Here is a 6,304-nt window from a genome sequence, read left to right as displayed (position 1 = left end):
CGGCGCCACCGATTCCACGTCCAAGAGCGAGTAAGAGGAAGAGAGAACAACCATGAACATGCTGTTTCCGCAGATCGTCGCGGGATTGTCGAACGGATCAATCCTGCTGCTCGCCGCGCTCGGCCTGTCATTGACGTTCGGCCAGATGGGCGTGATCAACAACGCGCACGGCGAATTCANGANGGNNGNNGNCNCCNGCCNNCNTGAATTCGCCGTGCGCGTTGTTGATCACGCCCATCTGGCCGAACGTCAATGACAGGCCGAGCGCGGCGAGCAGCAGGATTGATCCGTTCGACAATCCCGCGACGATCTGCGGAAACAGCATGTTCATGGTTGTTCTCTCTTCCTCTTACTCGCTCTTGGACGTGGAATCGGTGGCGCCGGCGCTCAGGCTCTTCGCCCAGTCGTAGGTCGTCAGGTACGGGTCGGGCTTGATCGGGCCGTCGGACTTCCACACGGTGTGGATGAGCTTGTCCTTGCCGATCTTGCCGATGTACGACGTCTTGTAGATGTGATGGTTCTTGCCGTCCACGGTGACCTTGCCTTCGGGGGCGTCGAACGTGACGCCGTCGGCCGCGGCCTTGACCTTGTCCACGTCGAACGACTTGGCCTTCTCGACCATCGCCTTCCACAGGTAGACGGACGTGTACGCGGACTCCATCGGGTCGGAGGTGGGTCGATTCTGGCCGTACTTGGTCTTGAAGTCCTTGACGAACTTCTTGTTGGTCTCGCTGTCCAGCGTCTGGTAGTAGTTCCACGCGGTGAGCTGGCCCTCGACGTTGTCGACGCCGATCGAGGCGACCTCCTCCTCGGCGATCGACATGGAGATCACGGGCGTGGTTTCGGCGGTGAGGCCGGACGCCTTGTATTCCTTGAAGAACGCGACGTTGGAGTCGCCGTTGAGCGTGTTGACCACGGCGTCGGCGCCGGAGAACTTGAGCTTGTTCACGATGGTGGTGAAGTCGGTGGAGCCCATGGGCGTGTATTCCTCGCCCACGACCTGCATGCCGTTGCCTTCGGCGTACGCCTTGACCACGCGGTTGGCGGTCTGCGGGAACACGTAGTCGGAGCCCACCAGGAACAGCTTCTTGTAGCCCTTCTCCTTGAGGTAGTCGAGCGCGGGCACGATCTGCTGGTTCGGGGCGGCGCCCGAGTAGAAGATGTTCGGGCTGGCCTCCATGCCCTCGTACTGCAGCGGGTAGAAGAGCAGCGCGTTGTCCTCCTCGAACACGGGCAGCATGGCCTTGCGGGAGGAGCTGGTCCAGCCGCCGAACACCGCGGCCACGCACTGCTTCTCGATCAGCGTGCGCGCCTTTTCGGCGAACGTGGCGGGCTCGGACTTACCGTCCTGCTGCTCGACCTCGATCTTCTTGCCGAGCACGCCGCCGTCCGCATTGATCTCGTCGACGGCCATGTGCAGCGAATCGCTCACCGTCTTCTCGGAGATCGCCATGGTTCCCGACAGCGAGTTGACGAAGCCGACCTTGATGGTGCTGCCGGATGTGTCCACGCACGAGGTGGCACTTGCCGCGCTGGCGGTGTTGTTGGCGTCCAGCGCCTCCTTCTCGGCGACGGTGCGTCCCCATCCGCAGCCGCCGAGGCTCATGATCGCGGCGATCGCGAGGGCCGCCGCTCCGGTTCGCAGCGCTAGTGATGTTCTGGCCATGCGTTCCTCTCCCCTTTACCCTATGAATGCAACAGGGAACAGCATGGCAACGTTCGACATCGAACGTGTTGCCCGATTATTTCGGTTCCGTCTCGTAGATGACGGGCAGGTTACGCACTCTTTCTATCTTTTTTGGCTTTTCGGACTTTGTCTGAGGGTGCGGGTGCCTGCAGCGCTTGCGCCGCGGTCGTTTTGGTAGTCACCGCGGATTTGGGTCACCGCAGATTTGGGTCACCGCAGATTTGGTAGTCAAACCAAAACATTGTGGTAGTCAGAACGAACTTGGTAGTCGAAACGCGACAGCGTTACCGCTCACACCCCGCCTTTCATGTCTCGTTCCGACTACCAAATCCATCTGTATCGCGTCTCGACTACCAAATCACACACGACATATACCGACGTGGATATGCGAACGTCCCGCCCTGACCATCGGATCCGAACGGGACGTCGATTCACTGATTCGCGATTGTCGCGACAGCGATCACTCCGCGCTGCCGGCCGAACCGGACTTCACGGGCAGACGCACGCCGCACAGGTCCTCGCCCTGGCCGGCGAGCACTGCGCCAGGCGTGAAGTCGAGCGGATTCGACGATGTGGATGCGAACACGGATGCGGCGGAGGTGCTCACCGCGCCACCCTGAGCCGCACTATCCTTGGCCTCGATCGTCGCGTGCTCGCCGGAACGCCCAGCCGCGCCGCGGGCCGCCTCGATCGCATCCTCGTCCTCCTCCACGAATTCCTTGCGCAGATAGTACAGGTCCTCGTCGAGCTGCTTCTCGCTCGCGGCCACGACCACGGCCGTGTTGGCGGCGCCGGCCACGTTGAGCGCGGTGCGGCCCATGTCCACGATCTGCGAGATCGGCTGCGTGATCGCGATGAACGGAATCGGCAGACCGGCGGCGGCGAACAGCGAGGTCGCGGTGATCGTGGCGGTGCCGGGCACGCCGACCGTACCGATCGACACGAGCAGCGCGAGCACCACCAGGAAGCCGTACTGCGCCGGCGAATAATCCAGACCCTGCGCGTTCACGGCGAACACGGCGAGCAGCACGGGCCACACGCCCGCGCATCCGGGCATGCCGAGGTTGGCGCCCAGACCGGCCACGAACGACGCGATGTCGCCGGGCACGCCCGCGCCGCGCAGCTGGCGCACGGTCACCGGGATCGTGCCGATGCTGCTTTCGGAGGTGAACGCCACCACGCCGGCGGTCCAGAACGTCTTGAAGAAGTACACCGGGTTGAGGCGGGTCACGCCGGCCAGCACGAGCGGCTGCACCACGAACAGCTGCAGCGCCATGGCGATGTACGCCACCACCAGCACCACGAGCAGGGGCAGCAGGGCCGCCACGTCACTGCCGCTCACGGCCGCGGCGATGAGCGAGAGCACGGCGTACGGGGTGAAGCCGACCACGATCTGCGTGGCGCGCGACAGCACCACGTTGCCGGCGTCGATGAACGCCTTGAACGGCGCGATGGCGGCGCGGCCCTTGTCGGTGGCACCGGCGGCGTTGTAGGACACGGCCACCAGGATGGCGAAGATCACCACGGGCACCACCTGGTTCTCGGACCAGTTGGCGGCCAGATTCGTGGGGAACAGGTTCACGATGGTGTCGAGCACGGCCGGCACCTCGCGCTGCTGGTAGTCGGTGGGCAGCGTGTACTGGAAGCCCTTGCCGATGCCGAACGCGAGCGACAGGGCGAGCGTGATCGCCGCCGCAGTGAACGTGTTGAGCAGCAGCAGGAACACGGTCTTGATGCCGATGTTCTTCAGTCGAATGGATTCACCGAGGTTGGTGATGCTGGCGATGATGCTGAACAGCAGCAGCGGCACCACGATGGCGGAGATCACGTTGGACCACACGGTGCCGAACGCGGCCACATAGTCGGTATGCCCCTTGAAGATCACGCCCATGCCGATGCCCAACACGGTGGCGAGCAGCACGCGCGAGGTGAACCCCGCCTTCTTCTTCACGCTCAGCAGTCCAAGTCCCGCGAACAGGACGACGGTGACGCCGAGCGCGACCCAGTTGAGTGTCACGTCTGACATTGCCTTGTTATCCCCTCATATGTTTGGTCAACAATATTCATGCGATCGCTGTCACGATCACTCATACGCCTGCGGATTTCGATTGATACTGTTCCGCAACGCTTCTGCAAACGATTACAATCTAGCGATTCGGCCAACCTACCACACCGTTTTCGATATCGCCGTTGGCTATAAGCGTCCATCAACGCCATACGGCGGAATGTTCGATTTTTCTCCCATCGGCGGTTCACAAATCGAAGATATCCTCCTCGCGCCCTTGTAATACGGGACGGTTTGCCAGGTATCTTCGATTTGTGAACCGTCGAACGCCGAGACCCGAATCACAGCCCCCACCCAATCACCCAACATCGCACATCTTCGACGCAAAACCTCACATCCCGCCGAAGATCTCACACCTTAGGTCTTCTTGTCGCAGCCACAACACGCCGTGATGTACGAACGTACACTATGGTCGGCCTAGCGAGATAGTATTAGAACGTTCAAATACAGACTTCATGAGACCAATCCGGCCCCGAAGCACCTCATCCGGCCATCGACGACCGCGACCGACGTGCTATCGGGACCGCCCATCCCACGGAAAGGACGATCAATGACGGCGAACAACCTCCATAGCGACTGGTGGAAGCAGGCGGTGGTCTACCAGGTCTACCCGCGCAGCTTCAAGGACATGAACGGCGACGGTCTGGGCGACATCAAGGGCGTGACCGACCGCATCGACTACCTCAAAGAACTCGGCGTGGACGCGATCTGGCTGAGCCCGTTCTACCCCTCCGAACTGCACGACGGCGGCTACGACGTAATGGACTATCGCAACGTTGACCCGCGTCTCGGCAGCATGGACGACTTCGACGAGATGGTGGCCCGCGCGCATGAGGCCGGCATCAAGATCGTGGTGGACATCGTGCCGAACCACAGCGCCGACAAGCACGTCTGGTTCCAGGCGGCGCTCGCCGCCGCGCCCGGCAGCCCCGAACGCGACCGTTACATCTTCCGCGACGGCCGCGGTGAGCACGGCGAACTGCCGCCGAACGACTGGCAGTCGATCTTCGGCGGCCCGGCCTGGGAGCGTGTGGCCGACGGCCAGTGGTACCTGCACCTGTTCGCCAAGCAGCAGCCCGACTTCAACTGGAAGAACCCCGAAGTGCACGAGGAGTTCCTCAAGACACTGCGCTTCTGGTCCGATCATGGCACCGACGGATTCCGAGTGGACGTGGCGCACGGTCTGGCCAAGGACCTCGACTCCAAGCCGCTCGTGGAGCTCGGCAAGTGGTCCACGCTCTACCAGTTCAACCCGAACGGCGACAACCCGCTCTTCGACCGCGCCGAGGTGCACGACATCTACCGCGAATGGCGCAAGGTGTTCAACGAGTATGATCCGCCGCGCTTCGCCGTGGCCGAGGCATGGATCTCGCCCGAGCACCAGGCCCTGTACGCCAGCCCCGACGAACTCGGCCAGATCTTCAACTTCGAGTTCGCCAAGGCCGACTGGCGTCAGTCCGACATGCGCGCCGCCATCGAGGACGGCATGGCCGCGGCGGAACGCTCCGGATCCACCACCACGTGGGTGATGAACAACCACGACGTGCCGCGTTCGGCCAGCCGCTACGCGCTGCCGCAGGTGAAGACGTTCAAATACCATCAGATGGCCGAGGCGTGGCTGCTGCGCAACGGCGAGTTCGTGGAGGAGGATCGCGCCGCCGGCACCCGCCGCGCACGCGCCGCCGCGCTCATGGAGCTCGGCCTGCCCGGCTCCGCCTACATCTATCAGGGCGAGGAGCTCGGCCTGTTCGAAGTGGCCGACATCCCGTGGGATCGTCTGGAGGACCCGTACGCGTTCAACTCCGAGCGCCAGTTCAAGGTGAAGGGCCGCGACGGCTGCCGTGTGCCGCTGCCGTGGACCGCATCCGACGAGCCGAAGCCCGCGGAGTGGAGCGAAAAGTTCGGCGACGGCACCACCGGCACGTTCGGATTCGCACCGACGTCCGGCAAGCGCGCCGATGGTTCGCCGATCGCCGAACCGCATCTGCCGCAGCCCCTGTGGTTCAAGGACTTCGCCGCCGACACCGAGGACGACGACCCCGCGTCCATGCTCAACCTGTACCGCGCGGCGCTCGCCCTGCGCCAGCGTCTGCTCACCCCGACCGGCGACACGTCGATCTCCTGGCTGGATGACTTCGACACCGCCGAGGGCGGCACCGCGATCGCATACAGCCGCCCGACCGCGGACAACCGCACGTTCGCCAGCGTGACGAACTTCGCCGCCGAACCGCTCGAACTGCCGAGCGAGGCCGAGGTCCTGCTCGCATCCGCATCGCTCGACGAGGAAGGCCGTCTGCCCCAGGACGCCACCGCCTGGATCGCGTTCTGACCCGGCCACCCATACCGGCCCATAGATCCATAACCCGGTTCTGGGTATAACCGCATCACGAGGACCCAAAAAACGGCCCATAACTGTCCGGTTATACCCAGAACCGTCCAATCCCATCCACGAATCCCCGTCTCCGACCACCGCACCGCGACTCCGTCCTCCACGATCAATCCACCAGCCACCTCGCAGCAGCTCAAGGACCGGGAATGCGACGCGTTGGATG

Annotated in this window: 3 protein-coding genes; 1 reads left to right on the top strand and 2 read right to left on the bottom strand. The window is 63.4% G+C overall.

What is annotated here, in order from left to right; genetic code table 11:
• Positions 1–349 precede the first annotated feature (349 nt).
• Positions 350–1,666, bottom strand: a complete 1,317-nt coding sequence (gene urtA, locus Tam10B_RS06215; protein ID WP_093960396.1) for an urea ABC transporter substrate-binding protein — start codon at positions 1,664–1,666, stop codon at positions 350–352.
• A 481-nt stretch (positions 1,667–2,147) separates the two neighbouring features.
• Positions 2,148–3,713 carry a dicarboxylate/amino acid:cation symporter gene (locus Tam10B_RS06210; RefSeq protein WP_093960395.1) on the bottom strand — a complete coding sequence of 522 codons (1,566 nt, stop codon included), beginning with the start codon at positions 3,711–3,713 and terminating at the stop codon, positions 2,148–2,150.
• A 589-nt stretch (positions 3,714–4,302) separates the two neighbouring features.
• On the opposite strand from Tam10B_RS06210, the gene Tam10B_RS06205 reads away from it, so the two are divergent.
• A complete protein-coding gene (locus tag Tam10B_RS06205) occupies positions 4,303–6,081 on the top strand; it encodes a glycoside hydrolase family 13 protein (RefSeq protein ID WP_093960394.1) in 1,779 nt (592 codons plus the stop codon).
• Positions 6,082–6,304: the final 223 nt, after the last annotated feature.

The sequence above is a fragment of the Bifidobacterium vansinderenii genome (assembly GCF_002234915.1).
Taxonomy (GTDB): domain Bacteria; phylum Actinomycetota; class Actinomycetes; order Actinomycetales; family Bifidobacteriaceae; genus Galliscardovia; species Galliscardovia vansinderenii.
The sequence above is the reverse complement of the archived record's forward strand: the minus strand, read 5'-3'. Positions and strand labels throughout refer to the sequence as shown.